Origin of the sequence: Streptomyces sp. NPDC002265 (assembly GCF_040296125.1) — a bacterium.
In the GTDB taxonomy this organism is placed as follows: Bacteria; Actinomycetota; Actinomycetes; order Streptomycetales; family Streptomycetaceae; genus Streptomyces.
Genome location: NZ_JBEOWS010000082.1, coordinates 1 through 13,766 on the forward strand (window position 1 = coordinate 1; position 13,766 = coordinate 13,766).

General features: G+C 70.3%; 13 protein-coding genes. 9 read left to right on the forward strand and 4 right to left on the reverse strand.

Annotated elements, in window-relative coordinates; all coding sequences use genetic code 11:
- The 3 genes from ABT085_RS16925 to ABT085_RS16935 all read left to right on the forward strand — a co-directional run.
- On the forward strand, positions 1-711 hold a 711-nt coding region (locus ABT085_RS16925; RefSeq protein ID WP_351607631.1), incomplete at its 5' end, for a prepilin peptidase.
- A gap of 237 nt (positions 712-948) precedes the next feature.
- A complete protein-coding gene (gene mqnC, locus ABT085_RS16930) occupies positions 949-2,163 on the forward strand; it encodes a cyclic dehypoxanthinyl futalosine synthase (protein ID WP_351607634.1) in 1,215 nt (404 codons plus the stop codon).
- 7 nt (positions 2,164-2,170) lie between these two features.
- Positions 2,171-2,812 (forward strand): imidazolonepropionase-like domain-containing protein, encoded by a 642-nt coding sequence (locus ABT085_RS16935; protein WP_351607637.1) that lies wholly within the window; start codon positions 2,171-2,173, stop codon positions 2,810-2,812.
- Positions 2,813-2,897: 85 nt separating this feature from the next.
- On the opposite strand, the gene ABT085_RS16940 is transcribed toward ABT085_RS16935, so the two are convergent.
- Positions 2,898-3,950: a chitinase gene (locus tag ABT085_RS16940; protein ID WP_351607639.1), complete on the reverse strand. Its 1,053-nt coding sequence runs from the start codon at positions 3,948-3,950 to the stop codon at positions 2,898-2,900.
- A gap of 308 nt (positions 3,951-4,258) precedes the next feature.
- Between ABT085_RS16940 and ABT085_RS16945 the strand changes: the two genes are divergently transcribed.
- From ABT085_RS16945 to ABT085_RS16960, 4 genes are read left to right on the forward strand one after another with little or no spacing between them, the layout of a single operon-like run.
- Positions 4,259-4,696, forward strand: a complete 438-nt coding sequence (locus ABT085_RS16945) for a hypothetical protein (RefSeq protein ID WP_351607642.1) — start codon at positions 4,259-4,261, stop codon at positions 4,694-4,696.
- Between the two features lie 19 nt (positions 4,697-4,715).
- Entirely contained in the window at positions 4,716-7,058 is a 2,343-nt protein-coding gene (locus tag ABT085_RS16950; protein WP_351607644.1) for a bifunctional polysaccharide deacetylase/glycosyltransferase family 2 protein, read from the forward strand.
- Positions 7,055-8,464 carry an acyltransferase family protein gene (locus tag ABT085_RS16955; protein ID WP_351607647.1) on the forward strand — a complete coding sequence of 470 codons (1,410 nt, stop codon included), beginning with the start codon at positions 7,055-7,057 and terminating at the stop codon, positions 8,462-8,464. The genes ABT085_RS16950 and ABT085_RS16955 overlap by 4 nt, the downstream gene beginning before the upstream one ends.
- A 58-nt stretch (positions 8,465-8,522) precedes the next feature.
- Positions 8,523-9,218 carry a demethylmenaquinone methyltransferase gene (locus tag ABT085_RS16960; protein ID WP_351607649.1) on the forward strand — a complete coding sequence of 232 codons (696 nt, stop codon included), beginning with the start codon at positions 8,523-8,525 and terminating at the stop codon, positions 9,216-9,218.
- 92 nt (positions 9,219-9,310) lie between these two features.
- Here ABT085_RS16960 and ABT085_RS16965 read toward each other — a convergent pair whose 3' ends face one another.
- Together ABT085_RS16965 and ABT085_RS16970 are read right to left on the reverse strand one after the other, a co-directional pair.
- Entirely contained in the window at positions 9,311-9,649 is a 339-nt protein-coding gene (locus ABT085_RS16965; protein ID WP_385522133.1) for a PASTA domain-containing protein, read from the reverse strand.
- Positions 9,650-9,762: 113 nt separating this feature from the next.
- Complete coding sequence (locus ABT085_RS16970; protein WP_351607655.1) at positions 9,763-10,269, reverse strand: GNAT family N-acetyltransferase; 507 nt, start codon at positions 10,267-10,269, stop codon at positions 9,763-9,765.
- Between the two features lie 99 nt (positions 10,270-10,368).
- Here ABT085_RS16970 and ABT085_RS16975 point away from each other — a divergent pair, with 99 nt between their 5' ends.
- Positions 10,369-11,655 carry a geranylgeranyl reductase family protein gene (locus ABT085_RS16975; protein WP_351607658.1) on the forward strand — a complete coding sequence of 429 codons (1,287 nt, stop codon included), beginning with the start codon at positions 10,369-10,371 and terminating at the stop codon, positions 11,653-11,655.
- Positions 11,656-11,785: 130 nt separating this feature from the next.
- On the opposite strand, the gene ABT085_RS16980 is transcribed toward ABT085_RS16975, so the two are convergent.
- Positions 11,786-12,586 carry a C40 family peptidase gene (locus ABT085_RS16980; RefSeq protein ID WP_351607660.1) on the reverse strand — a complete coding sequence of 267 codons (801 nt, stop codon included), beginning with the start codon at positions 12,584-12,586 and terminating at the stop codon, positions 11,786-11,788.
- Between the two features lie 812 nt (positions 12,587-13,398).
- On the opposite strand from ABT085_RS16980, the gene ABT085_RS16985 reads away from it, so the two are divergent.
- A complete protein-coding gene (locus tag ABT085_RS16985) occupies positions 13,399-13,758 on the forward strand; it encodes an NADH-quinone oxidoreductase subunit A (protein ID WP_007383963.1) in 360 nt (119 codons plus the stop codon).
- Positions 13,759-13,766: the final 8 nt, after the last annotated feature.

Genomic DNA, 13,766 nt, shown 5'->3' on the forward strand with positions numbered 1-13,766 from the left:
GTCGCCGCTCTGTGGGGTGCGGCGACGGGGGCGCTGCTGCCCCGGGCCGCCCATCGCTTCTCCGTGCCGCCGGGTGAACCGTGGCGCCGGGAGTGTCCGGGCGGGCATCCGCTGCGCGGCTGGACCGGACGGGCGCGATGCGCGCGCTGCCCGGGCGCCGAGGCCCGGTACGGGCCCGGCCCCGTGCTCCTGTCCCTGTCCACCGCCGCTGTCTGTGCCGCCCTCGCGGCCGCCACCGGCACCCGGCCCGAGCTCGCCGTCTGGCTGCTGCTGGCGCCGGTCGGGGTGCTGCTGGCGGTGGTCGACTTCCGGGTGCAGCGGCTGCCCGACGTCCTGACCCTGTCGCTCGCCTCCGCCGCCCTCGCCCTGCTCGGCGCGGCCGCCCTCGCGCCCGAGCACGCGGGCACCTGGCTCACCGCGCTGTACGGCGCCCTCGCCCTGGGCGGCGGCTACTTCGTGCTGTTCCTCGTCAACCCGGCCGGCATGGGCTTCGGCGATGTGAAGCTGGCGCTCGGCGCCGGGGCGGTCCTCGGCTGGTACGGCTGGCCGACGGTGCTGCTCGGCACCTTCGCCGGGTTCCTGTTCGGGGCGGTGTACGGGGGTGCCCTCGTCGTCGCGCGGCGCGCCGGGCGCAAGACGTCCATCGCGTTCGGGCCGTTCCTGATCGCGGGGGCGTTCACCGGGCTGCTGATCGGCGCGTACACGGCTTGAGGGCGGGTGCGTGCGTGCGCGGTCTGACGGCGGGGGTGTGCTCGGTCTGACGGCGGGTGCGTGTGTGTACAGCCGTCGCGGTCACCGTCCTCCGCGTCGGGGCGCGGCTGCGTACGACTGCGTACGACTGCGTACGGCCGCGCGCGGCCCGTACCGGACGGGTGCGGCCAGGGCGGGAAAAGGCCTGGCGTAGGCTGGTTCGGTCCGTCCACAACCCGTGACGAAGGGGATGCTCCGGTGACCGAGAAGGCCGAGCCCACGTCTTTTGATGTCACAGCCGTGCTCGACCGTGCGGCGGCGGGCGGACGCATCACGCCCGAGGAGGCGCTGGTCCTCTACCGCGACGCCCCGCTGCACGCGCTGGGCGCCGCCGCCGACGCCGTACGCCGCCGCCGGTACGCCGGCACCGAGCACATCGCGACGTACATCATCGAGCGCAACATCAACTACACGAACGTGTGCGTCACGGCGTGCCGGTTCTGCGCTTTCTACGCGGCCCCCAAGGACACCGACAAGGGCTGGACCCGCGACCTCGACGACATCCTGCGCCGCTGCGCGGAGACCGTCGAACTGGGCGGCACCCAGATCATGTTCCAGGGCGGCCACCACCCGGACTACGGCGTCGAGTACTACGAGAAGCACTTCTCGGCCATCAAGAAGGAGTTCCCGCAGCTCGTCATCCACAGCCTGGGGGCGAGCGAGGTCGAGCACATGGCCCGGATCTCGAAGGTGTCGGTCGAGGAGGCCATCACCCGTATCCACCAGGCCGGACTCGACTCCTTCGCCGGCGCCGGCGCCGAGCTGCTCCCGGAGCGGCCGCGCAAGGCCATCGCCCCGCTGAAGGAGAGCGGCGAGCGCTGGCTGGAGATCATGGAGACCGCGCACCAGCTGGGCGTCGAGTCCACGTCCACGATGCTCATGGGCACCGGCGAGACCAACGCCGAGCGCATCGAGCACCTGCGGATGATCCGTGACGTCCAGGACCGTACGGGCGGCTTCCGGGCCTTCATCCCGTACACCTACCAGCCCGAGAACAACCACCTGAAGGGCCGCACCCAGGCCACGCTCTTCGAGTACCTGCGGATGATCGCCATCGCGCGGCTGTTCATGGACAACGTCGCCCACATCCAGGGCTCGTGGCTGACCACCGGCAAGGAGGTCGGCCAACTGTCCCTGCACTACGGCGCGGACGACCTCGGCTCGATCATGCTGGAGGAGAACGTCGTCTCCTCCGCCGGCGCCAAGCACCGCTCCAACCGCCTGGAGATCATCGACCTGATCCGCAAGGCGGGCCGGGTCCCGGCCCAGCGGACCACGACGTACGAGCACATCGTGGTGCACGACGACCCGGCGAACGACCCCGTGGACGAGCGCGTCATGTCGCACATCTCCTCCACGGCGATCGAGGGCGGCACGGCACATCCCGAACTGAAGCTGCTCGCCTCCAACTGACCTGCCCGTGCTGACGATCCACGCCGCCGACCTGCTGATCCCGGGGGACCGGCGGCCCGCCCTGCCGGACGGCGCGGTGCTCGTCGACGGCCGGGAGCTGGCGGCCGTCGGCCCGTACGCGGAGCTGGCGGCCGGGCACCCGACGGCCCGCGTCCGCCGCTGGCCGGGACTGCTCACGCCGGGACTGCTGAATCCGTACGGGCCCGAACTGCTGGAGCGGGCCTACCATCCCGACCCGCGCGAGGCCGACGAACTGGGCACCGAGCCGCTCACCGGCGAGGCGCTGGCCGCGCTGGCGCCCACCGACACCCGCTGGGGTGCGAGCGCCCGGCGCGGCGTGCAGCGGATGCTGGCGCACGGAACCGTCGCGGTGGCGGGGGCGCTGACCCGGCCCGCCGTGCTGGACGCGGTGCGCCGGGCGGGGCTGCTCACCGTGCAGCGCCCGGTGCTCCCCGCCGGGGCGCCCTCCCTGGACCCGCTGGCCTGTGCCGGGAGTCTCGCGGAGGCCGGTGCGGGGCCGCTAATGCCCGCCGGTGTCGCGACGTTCGCCGTCTTCGACGTCCCGGACGAGGCCACGCTGCTGGACCGCGGGGCCGCGACCTGTGTGGCGACCGTCGTCGCGGGACGGCTGGTGCACCGGCGCAGGTGACCTCCGGCGCCCCGGGCGGCGCCCACGCCGGTGATTCCGGACTCGGCTCTCGGCCCTCGGTCCTCAGCCCCTCGGCCCTCAGCCCTCAGCCCGAGAACGCCTCCGCGAACGCCCCCGAACTCTGCTTCACCCCGCTGCAGTCGGTCGCCGCGTCGTCCTGCGCGGCCCGGCCGTCCTCGCACTGCTGGTCGCGGAAGGTGGACCACATGGACACCCAGGCGATCTGCTTCTCCTCGGCGAACGTCCGCACCTGGGCCGCGTCCGACAGCGAGAACGTCTCGCCGGCGACGTCGTTCACGCCGAGCATCGAGGTCAGGGCCATCCCCCGCCAGGCGGCCGCGTCGGACAGCCCGAACACCTCCTTCAGCTGGGCGTGGGTGGCCTTGGCCGAGGTGAGGGCGTAGTCGCCCATGTCGGCGGTGTACGACTCGCCGTAGTTCATCGTCATGATGTTCACGACGGAGACCTGGACGTCGTACTTGTTCGCGGACTTCAGCAGCGCCAGGCCGTCGGCGTCGAGGCCGCTGGGCATGACCGGAAGGGTGAAGGACACCCGCAGGCCGGGACGGTCCTTCTGCAGCTCGGCGATCGCCCGGGAGCGCAGGGCGACCGAGCCGGAGTCGGCCAGCTGGGTGCCCTCGACGTCGAAGTCGGCCAGGGTCGCCCCCGCCGCGTCCAGCGCCTGGCTGTAGGCGTCCGCCAGCTCCGAGGCGCTGTCGCAGACCGACGCCAGTTCCTTGCCGGAGGCCCCGCCGAAGGAGACGCGCACGCGCGCGCCGGACTTCGTCAGCTTGGCGATCCGGGACTTCACCCCCAAGTCCCCGATGGCCGTGGTGCCGTTCCACTTCGGCGTACAGCTGCTGCCGTCCGAGATCACGAAGGCCAGGTTGTACGTCGTCGGGGAGCCGGCCGAGTCGTTGGCGGAGGCCTCTTCGGCGCTGACGTAGGGCTCGTACGACGGGGTCTGCGCGTCACCCTCCGAACCCTTGTCCGAGGTGCCCGCCGAGGGGGAGGAGCCGGACTGTCGCGGCGCCGCGGGTGCCGCGTCCGACGTGCCGCCGGACCCCGCCGAGCAGCCCGCCGTGGCCATGGCAAACAGGCAGGCCAGCCCGGCCATCGGCCGCAGAAAACTCCTCATTGCGTATGCACCCGCTCTCGTGATTTCTGTCTCAGGATGGAAACAAAGCGTGATTGACGTATGGAAATGTCTCACATCACGCTGTGGTCTTACGCGCACAGTGTTCTCACAGGAATTTCATGGAAAGGTCTGGGCAAGCTCCGCGAAACGCCCGTACGAAAGGGGTATTCGAGTCACCCGGACGGATGTCGAGGAGCGCTTGGATTTACGAGTTCTCTTGGCGAAAAGACAGGTTGGAGTGCCTCTCATGGTGGGCTCATAGGGAAGCCAAAGGGGTTGACACATAAAGCGTCCCTAATATCCGTGGAATGCATTCAGAGACTGCCATCGAAAGTCGTGGCGCCGACCGTGGTCGCCGCCGCAAACGCGGCAACGCCTCCGCCGAGGGGCCCGTGTTCGTTGACAACTCGGGACGCAGATCGAAGCTGCTGCGTCGGATCGGCACCCTCCTCGGCGTGGTCTGCCTCGCGTACGCGGGCGTGCTCGGCGCCGCCTTCATGGGGTGGGGCACCTCGCTGAACCCGTCCTCGCTGCTGCCGTTCGGGGGCACCGCGCAGGGCGTGCAGGGTCCCGGCGGTCTGCGGCCGGACGGCGGCCTCGGCAACCGGATCGACCGTCCCGTCGGCACCCCGTCGGCACGGCCCTCGGGCGCCGCGGACCCGTCCGCGTCGACCGACCCGACCTCGTCCGCAGACCCGACCTCGTCCGCAGACCCGACCGCGTCCGCCGTCGCGGCCGCCAACTGACGGGAACGCGGCCAGCCTCATGACGACCACGACTTCCCCTCGCGGCCGGCGCCGCGCCCCCACCCGTATCGAGCGGGCGGCCGGCCGCGCCGCGGCGCTCCAGAAACCCCGTGTCATCCTCGCGCTGCTGCTCCTGCTCGCGCTGACCTGCGTGATGCTGCTCGACGGCTATCTGCGCGCCGAGGTCGGCGGCGACGAACGGGTGCGCGACGGGGCGAGCGCCAGCAAGGTCCCCGAGAAGATCCTCGACGGCGGCCCCATCCTCACCTTCCGGGGCGGGCAGGCCACGAGCGTCTCGGTGCCCGACAAGACGATCGCCCTCACCTTCGACGACGGCCCGAACCCCACCTGGACGCCCCAAGTCCTGAAGATCCTTCAGGAGAACGACGTGCCCGGCACGTTCTTCCTGGTCGGCTCGATGGTCTCGCGCTATCCGGGCATCGTGAAGACCATGGTCGATCAGGGCAACGAGGTCGGAATCCATACTTTCACCCATGTCGACCTTTCGTACCAGAGTGGCACCCGGGTCGACCGGGAAATGGAACAGACGCAACTCGCCCTGGCGGGTGCGGCCGGCATCACGACGACGTTGTTCCGTGCGCCCTACTCCTCCGAGACGGACGCGATCGACAACTACAGCTGGCCCGTCTACAAGAGGCTCGGCGAGGACGGCTACACCAGCGTCTTCGTCGACACCGACAGCGACGACTGGAAGCGGCCGGGCGTCTCGAAGATCATCCAGTGGGCGACGCCGAGCGGTACCGACGGCGCGTCGGTCCTGTTCCACGACGCGGGCGGCGAGCGCTCCCAGACGATCGAGGCGCTGCCGAAGTACATCAAGAAGATGAAGGCGAAGGGCTACACCTTCACCACCATCAGCGGCGTCATGCAGCAGGACGCCGCGGCGGGGCGGGGGACGACCGCGGGAGCGGGCGCGGGCCGGGAGCAGGCGGCGGGTGCCGCGCAGGCCGGAGCGGCCGGTGGGCAGCCGGCCGGGAACCTGCCGAACGGCGGCTCCGGCACCACCGGCTCCGGCAGCACCACCACCGGCCTCCAGGCGGCGCACCGGGAAGCCACCGGCGCCACCCTCTACGAGGGCAAGGCCCTGATCGTGGCGGTGGCCGTCGCCGAGTGGACGGTGCCCGTGCTCTCGGTCGGGCTCATGGTCGTGGGCGTCGCCGTCATGGGCCGTTTCGGGATGATGCTGATCCTCGCCCGCCGTCACCACCGGCAGCGCAACAGACGCCGGTTCGGCTGGGGGCCCACGGTGACCCGGCCGGTGAGCGTGATCGTCCCGGCGTACAACGAGAAGGAGTGCATCGCCAACACGCTGAAGTCGCTGGCGCAGAGCACCCATCCGATCGAGATCATCGTCGTCGACGACGGTTCCACGGACGGCACCTCCGAGATCGCCCGCGCCGCCGCCGAGTCGCTCGGCATGACGAACGTCCGGGTGGTCCGCCAGGAGAACGCGGGCAAGCCCGCCGCCCTCAACAACGGCGTGCGCAGCGCCAGTCACGACATCGTCGTGATGATGGACGGCGACACCGTCTTCGAGCCGGACGCCGTGCACCAGCTCGTCCAGCCCTTCGCCGACCCGGAGGTCGGCGCGGTCGCGGGCAACGCCAAGGTCGGCAACCGCGACACGGTCATCGGCGCCTGGCAGCACATCGAGTACGTGATGGGCTTCAACCTCGACCGCCGCATGTACGACCTGCTGCGCTGCATGCCCACCATCCCCGGCGCGATCGGCGCGTTCCGCAGGGACGCCGTGCTGGAGGTCGGCGGGATGAGCGAGGACACCCTCGCCGAGGACACCGACATCACCATCGCCATGCACCGCGCCGGCTGGCGGGTCGTCTATCAGGAGCACGCCAAGGCCTGGACGGAGGCGCCCGGTTCGCTCAAGCAGCTGTGGTCCCAGCGCTACCGCTGGTCGTACGGCACCATGCAGGCGCTGTGGAAGCACCGCAAGTCCCTGACGGACAAGGGGCCGTCGGGCCGCTTCGGCCGGGTCGGCATGCCACTGGTGGTGATCTTCCAGATCGTCACCCCGGTCTTCGCGCCGCTCATCGACGTGTTCACCGCCTACTCGATGATCTTCATCGACTTCCGGGCGGCCCTGCTGGCCTGGCTGGCGGTGCTGGCGGTCCAGCTGACGTGCGCGGCGTACGCGTTCCGTCTCGACCGGGAGAAGTACCGCTACCTGCTGATGATGCCGCTCCAGCAGCTGGCCTACCGCCAGATGATGTACCTCGTCCTCATCCACTCCTGCATCACCGCCCTGACCGGCGGCCGGCTGCGGTGGCAGAAGCTCAAGCGCACCGGCGAGGTCGGCACCCCGGCGGGGGTCGGCCGATGAGCTGGGGAGCGGAGCAGCAGCCGTACCGACAGGGGTATCCGCAGCAGGGGTACGGGCAGCAGCCGCAGCAGCAGCCCGGGTACGGCTACGGGCACGGGTACGGGTACGAGCAGGGCTACGGGCAGGGATACGGCTACGGCGGTCAGGAGCCGCAGCAGCAGTACGTACGGCAACCCTACCCCCAGCCGCACACGGGATACGGGCCGCAGCAGCCGGCGGCCGACCCGACGGCGCCGCCGCCCCCGGTGGAGTCCGGGCCCGGGCCCGGGCCCGGACCCGAGCCCGAGGCGGAGACGGCGGCGGACGTGGAGCCGGAGGCCGGCGCCGAGGCTCCCGCTGTCGCGGAGGAGACGCCCGCGCCCGCGCCGAGGCCGGCCGGCCGCGACCGCTACTTCGACACCCTGCGTGCCGTGGCGCTGGTGCGCGTGGTCACGTATCACACCTTCGGGTGGGCCTGGGCGGGGATGGTCTTCCCCTCGATGGGGGTCATGTTCGGTCTCGCCGGCACCCTGATGGCGAAGTCCCTGGAGCGCCCCGCGCCCAAGGTGGTGAGGAGCCGGCTGCGCAGGCTGCTGCCGCCGTTCTGGTTCTGGGGCTTCTTCGTGGTCCTCGCGATGCTGGTCCACGACTGGATGCCGGGCTGGCAGATCGTCTACTGGATCGTGCCGCTGGGCGACCCGCCGGGCAACGCCTGGGGCACGCAGGCCTGGGAGATCCTCTGGTACCTGCGGACGTATCTGTGGTTCGTCCTGCTCTCCCCGCTGCTGCTGAAGGTGTTCCGGCGGGCCCCGGTACCGGTCCTGCTGGCCTCCCTCGCCCCGATCACGGTCCTCCAGCTCGTCTGGACACCGCCCGACGGCCGCTTCGGCAGCGCCCTGTGGGACCTGGCGACGTACCTGTTCTGCTGGATCCTCGGCTTCGCGCACCGCGACCGCGTGCTCCAGCGGCTGCGGCCGGCCGTGGTCGTCGTGCTCTCGCTCGCCGCGATCGGCTTCGGCGGCTGGTACGCCTTCGCGCACCGGGGCGAGTTCGGCACCTACGACCTGGACGAGATACCGCTCGCCCAGGCCTTCTGGTCGGCCGGGTTCGTGACGCTGCTGATGTACTTCAAGGCGCGTTTCGAGGTCGACTTCGCCGGCCTCGCCCGGTTCCGGCGGCTGGACCGGATCGTGACCGTCTTCAACGCCCGCGCGGTGACGATCTACCTGTGGCACGAGATAGCCCTGATCCTCGCCGTCCCGCTGATAGACCGGTTCTGGGACGTGCCCGCGTTCGAGAAGTGGCTGCCGCTGGAGAGCCAGTGGTTCATGTTCGGCGTCGGCTGGATCCTGATAGCGGTCTTCGTGCTGCTCTGCGGGTGGGTCGAGGACGTGGCGGCGAAGAAGAGGCCGAGGCTGCTGCCGTGACACGTCGGAGGGTGGGCCGGGCGTGGGTGCGTCCGGCCCGTACTGCCACAATGGGCCGGTGACCCGCGCATCCTTGGACAAGCAGCCGCACGAAGTCGCCTCGATGTTCGACAACGTGGCGGAACGGTACGACCTCACCAACGACGTGCTGTCCCTCGGCCAGGACCGGCGCTGGCGCAAGGAGGTCGCCAAGGCGGTGGACGCCCGCCCCGCCCAGAAGGTCCTCGACCTGGCCGCCGGTACGGCCACGTCGTCGCTGCCCTTCGCCCGCACCGGCGCCTACGTCGTCCCCTGCGACTTCTCCCTCGGCATGCTCCAGGTCGGCAAGAAGCGCAACGCCTGGCTGCCGTTCACGGCCGGCGACGCGACCCGGCTGCCCTTCAAGGACGACACCTTCGACGCCGTCACGATCTCCTTCGGACTGCGCAACGTGCAGGACACCGACACCGCGCTGCGCGAGATGTACCGGGTGACCAAGCCCGGTGGCCGCGTGGTGATCTGCGAGTTCTCCCACCCGACCTGGGCGCCGTTCCGTACGGTCTACACCGAGTACCTGATGCGCGCGCTGCCGCCGGTAGCCCGCGCGGTCTCCTCCAACCCCGACGCGTACGTCTACCTCGCCGAGTCCATCCGTGCCTGGCCCGACCAGTCCGGGCTCGCCGCGCGGCTGCGCGGGGCCGGCTGGTCGCAGGTGGCCTGGCGCAACCTGAGCGGCGGCATCGTCGCGCTGCACCGGGGCTTCAAGCAGGCCTGAGGCGGGCTTTCGGCGGGCGGCCGCTCCCGCCGGGCCGCACGCCCCCTGGCGCACCCCGCCCGGCCGCACGCCCTGTGCCGCACCCCCGGCTGCTACCTGGTCACCTCGAAGGCGCCGCCCGGCTCGCCCAACTCGCGCTGCATCCCGCCTCCGGTGGGGTTCGGGATCCGCGGCTCGCGCACGCCCGCGCCTCCGCCGCCCTCTCCCTCGCCGAGGTCGAACCACACGGTCACGACGACGCCGCGCGGCACCTCGACACCGGGCGGCGGGTACTGCCGTACGACGTAGTCGACGACGGTGCGATGGAATTCGGGCCGGTCGGGTGCGGCCAGCAGCAAGCCGTGGGCCACGGCGGCCTCGCGGGCGTCCACGGCCATGAGGCCGACGAGCTTGGGCACGCGCACTTCGGGCGTTTTGGGTGTTAAGCGCACAGGTGTCACCCCCAGCGGTACTGGCAGAGTAACCGCCCGAGGGTGCCGTCCGGAAGTGTCAAGTGGCTTTCTGTAACGAATACTTACTCAGCGTCACCTGTCGCCTCCGGGGCTCACAGCGCGAGCCGGTAGCAGTGCCCCTCCTTCTTCGAGGTCGGGGTCGTGAACACCTCGGCGAGGCTCATGCCCAGCCGTTGGGTGACCGCGATCGACCGGGCGTTCTGGGAGAGGACCATCGCCACCACGTTCGGCACCCCCGCCGCGCGCACCCGCTCCAGTGTCATCCCCGCGGCCGCGGTCACGTACCCCTTGCCCCAGTGCTCCCGGCCGAGCCGCCAGCCGATCTCGATCTCGCCCTTCGGCCCCCACTCCTGCGGCCACGGCTGAGCCCCGGTGAAGCCGATGACCCGGCCGGATTCGTCCAGCATCGTCCACAGGCAGAAGCCGCGTTCGGCGTCGTGCCGGCGCTGGCGGGCCGTGAGTTCCTCGTAGACGTACAACTCCGAGGATCTGCCGCCGTGGAATTCCATGACATCGGGGTCGTCGAAGATCCGATGCCAGGCGACGGCGTCCTCGTCGGTGGGGACACGGAGGTGTACGACGGGCAGAGGTCGGTTCACGGGGCAGCCCTTCAGCCGGGTGATCAATTCTGCTGAATAGACTGCCCATGTCCAGTGCCGGTCGGCACGCAGATTTCGAACCTTGGGGAGAATCCCGCCGTGACCGAGCCACTCTCCGACAACACCGCCGATGTGATCGTCGTGGGCGCGGGGCCGGCCGGCTCCGCCACCGCCTACCACCTGGCCCAGGCCGGTCTCGACGTACTCCTGCTGGAGAAGACCGAGTTCCCGCGCGAGAAGGTCTGCGGCGACGGACTCACGCCGCGCGCCGTCAAGCAGCTCGTCGGGATGGGCATCGACATCTCGGAGGAGGCCGGCTGGCTCCGCAACAAGGGGCTCAGGATCATCGGCGGAGGCGTCCGCCTCCAGCTCGACTGGCCGGAACTCGCCTCCTTCCCCGACTACGGGCTCGTCCGCAAGCGCGACGACTTCGACGAGCAACTCGCCCGCCAGGCCCAGAAGGCGGGCGCCCGCCTGTTCGAGCGCTGCAACGTCTCCGGCCCGGTCGTCGACGACCGCACCGGCCGGATCACCGGCGTGACGGCCAAGCTCGGCGAGGAGAAGCGGGAGGTCACCTTCCACGCCCCGCTGGTGGTGGCCGCCGACGGCAACTCCACCCGGCTGTCCCTGGCGATGGGACTGCACCGCCGCGAGGACCGCCCGATGGGCGTCGCGGTGCGCACGTACTTCACCTCGCCGCGCCACGAGGACGACTACCTGGAGTCCTGGCTGGAACTGTGGGACCGCCGCGGTCCCGGCGAGGACCGGCTGCTGCCCGGCTACGGCTGGATCTTCGGCATGGGCGACGGCACGTCGAACGTCGGTCTGGGCGTGCTCAACACCTCGGACTCCTTCAAGGAGCTCGACTGGCGCGAGGTCCTCAAGGCCTGGTGCGCGTCGATGCCCGAGGACTGGGGCTACACCCCGGACAACATGACCGGCCCGATCCGCGGCGCGGCCCTGCCCATGGCCTTCAACCGCCAGCCCCACTACACCAAGGGCCTGCTCCTGGTCGGCGACGCCGGCGGCCTGGTGAACCCCTTCAACGGCGAGGGCATCGCCTACGCCATGGAGTCCGGCCAGATCGCGGCCGACGTCATCGTCCAGGCCCACGCCCGTTCCACCCCGGGGCAGCGCGAGATCGCCCTCCAGCACTACCCGCGCGTCCTCAAGGACACCTACGGCGGCTACTACACGCTGGGCCGCGCCTTCGTGAAGCTCATCGGCAACCCGAAGGTCATGAAGATCGCGGCCCAGCGCGGTCTGACCCACCCGATGCTGATGAAGTTCACCCTCAAGCTCCTCGCCAACCTCACCGACCCGACCGGCGGCGACGCGATGGACCGCATCATCAACGGCCTGAGCAAGGTGGCCCCGAAGGCCTGACCCGGGGGAGGGGGGTCCCGGCCGAGGGCCGGGGCCCCTTCACACGCCGGCGCGCGTACGGACATGCCGGAAGGGCCGCTGCCCCCGAGCGGCTGCGGCCCTTCACCCCGTACGGCTGTGCGTGCCCGCGTCAGAGCATGCGCACCGCGCCGCTCGGCGGGTCGTACGACAGGGGCTTCATCACGACGCCCGTGGACGGGTTCTGCGCGCCGACGAACATGCCGTCACCGACGTACACCGCCACGTGGTACGCGCTGCCCGCGCTGCCCCAGTACAGGATGTCGCCCGGCTGGAGGTTGCTCAGCGAGACCTGGGTGCCGGCGACCGACTGGTCCTGGGAGACGCGCGGCAGGTCGATGCCGACCTGCTTGAAGGCGGCCTGCACCAGACCCGAGCAGTCCCACGAGTTGGGGCCGGTGCCGCCGGAGACGTAGGCGTCGCCGATCTGGGCCTTGACGAAGGCGATGACGGCCGCGGCCGAACCGGTCGCCGTCGACGTGCTCGCCTGCGTGGCCGTGGAGGCGCTGAGCGTGTCCCGCGCCGAGTCGCGCGAAGCGCGCTCCGCTGCGGCCTTGCGGGCCGTCTCGGCCGCCTTCTTCCGGGCCGCCTCGGCCTTCTGCTTCGCCTCGGCCAGGTCCGCCTTGGCCTGCTTCGCGGCATTCGCCGCGGCAGCGTCACGCTCGGCCTGGAGCTGGTAGTCCGCGGCGGCCTGCTGTGTGGCGTCCGCGGACTGGGCGATCTGGGCGACCAGGTCGCCGGTGAGGGTGGGCATTTCGAAGGTCTGCGTCACCGGCTCGGCCGCGTTGGCCGCGCCCGATGCCGCGACGGCCAGGGTGCCGAGGACGCCGCCGGCGACTCCGGCCCGCATCGCGATCGTCGACGCGCTGCGGCGGGGCTTCCGGTGGCTGCGTATGTGAGCGGTGTGGGACATGGGTACTAGCGGTATCAGGGGCTCCTCCATACCTTCAAGCAACGTGTGCTGCGCCACAATTGTTCAACGGGTCCCCTCAATACCCCTCGCGCCACTCCTTATTGACGCCGTAACGGACATTGTGGACACAGGTGATCAAGCCTGTGATCACGGTCTTTCGTGGTTACGTCCGAATTGCCCGCGACCTACCATCGCTCGGGACCGTTGGCCAAGCCCGGTTCTCATGGATCTTTTATGAATGTGGTGGAGGTCACGGAACGGTCACCGGGGAGGCCGCGTCTCGCGCGAGGACGGCTTCCCCGTGCCGCGAGGGCGGCTTCCCTGCACGCCGGGCGGCGCTCTCCGTGCGTCGACGGTTCGCGCCCGGATGAGCTCGTGAACGCGTGCACGCGTCCACATCGCGTGACGCGGATCCCTCTGATGTGTGAATGACGCCCTTTATCAAGGGGTCGGCCCTTGTGCCAATTTGCATGCACGGGAAGCCTCTTGATATTGAGACGCCCCCGATCACCTGCGCAGACGCGGGAAAATGTCACCTCTGGTGACCACTCGGACGCTTCACGTGTGAAGATCACCGCTCATCCGACTTCATGATCCTTCGTCAGGTGGTGGAGATCACAAAGCTTGTGCAATACCCCGTGTCGCAGATCACAGACCGGCAGGCATAAGATGCGAGGCGGTTGGGCTTGTGACCTGCTTCACATGTTCGCGATCTTCGCCCGGACGGGCGAGGTTCGCGGAACAGGTGAGGCGGGTTCCCGGGCCCGACGCAACCGCCACCAGTCAGTGCCGACTGAGAGGAGCGAGGAGCGGTGAACGCGTATGCGCCCATCCTCGTACTGGGAGCCCTCGGGGCAGGCTTTGCGATCTTCTCCGTGGTCATGGCCACGCTGATCGGTCCGAAGCGGTACAACCGGGCCAAGCTCGAGGCCTACGAGTGCGGCATCGAGCCGACCCCCACGCCGGCCGGCGGCGGGCGCTTCCCCATCAAGTACTACCTGACGGCGATGCTCTTCATCGTCTTCGACATCGAGATCGTCTTCCTCTACCCGTGGGCCGTCACCTTCGACGCCCTGGGTGTGTTCGGGCTCGTGGAGATGCTGCTCTTCGTGCTCACCGTCTTCGTCGCCTACGCGTATGTGTGGCGGCGCGGCGGCCTGGAATGGGACTGAGGGGCCAA

Coding starts and splice junctions, on each gene's coding strand:
- ABT085_RS16955 (WP_351607647.1), top strand. CDS start 7,055: ATGAGCTGGGGAGCGGAGCAGCAGCCGTACCGACAGGGGTATCCGCAG.
- ABT085_RS16945 (WP_351607642.1), top strand. CDS start 4,259: ATGCATTCAGAGACTGCCATCGAAAGTCGTGGCGCCGACCGTGGTCGC.
- ABT085_RS16980 (WP_351607660.1), bottom strand. CDS start 12,586: ATGTCCCACACCGCTCACATACGCAGCCACCGGAAGCCCCGCCGCAGC.
- ABT085_RS16950 (WP_351607644.1), top strand. CDS start 4,716: ATGACGACCACGACTTCCCCTCGCGGCCGGCGCCGCGCCCCCACCCGT.
- ABT085_RS16940 (WP_351607639.1), bottom strand. CDS start 3,950: ATGAGGAGTTTTCTGCGGCCGATGGCCGGGCTGGCCTGCCTGTTTGCC.